Annotated in this window: 1 pseudogene; it reads right to left on the reverse strand. The window is 43.3% G+C overall.

The features are described 5' to 3' along the window. A pseudogene (locus H5154_RS24355) lies at positions 1–300 on the reverse strand (transposase); the annotation flags it as partial.

A 300-nucleotide genomic window follows, 5' to 3' on the forward strand; every position in this document is an offset into this window, starting at 1 on the left:
CCCCATGCCTGTGCTTGCAGTATAACTTGATGTTTATCGTCATTTATCGCTATCCCGTTGTAGCCTTGGATTGTACCTTTTGACGTGGTCATTTTCGCGCTATCAGGGTCGGTAATATTACTTTTAATGGGCTTGCCTTTGCTGCCCGTTTTTTCCTCGTGGGTCGCTAAGAACTCCGTGATTTTATCTGCACTTTTATCCAGCTTTTCTTTTTGCTTTAAATCCTGTGTTATCAACTCTTCGCTCAGGCTATCTTGTGATTGGTGACGTTCGATAATACGTTTACTCGCGCGTTCTAGT

It is taken from the genome of Pseudoalteromonas sp. SR44-5, assembly GCF_014163675.1.
Taxonomy (GTDB): domain Bacteria; phylum Pseudomonadota; class Gammaproteobacteria; order Enterobacterales; family Alteromonadaceae; genus Pseudoalteromonas; species Pseudoalteromonas rhizosphaerae.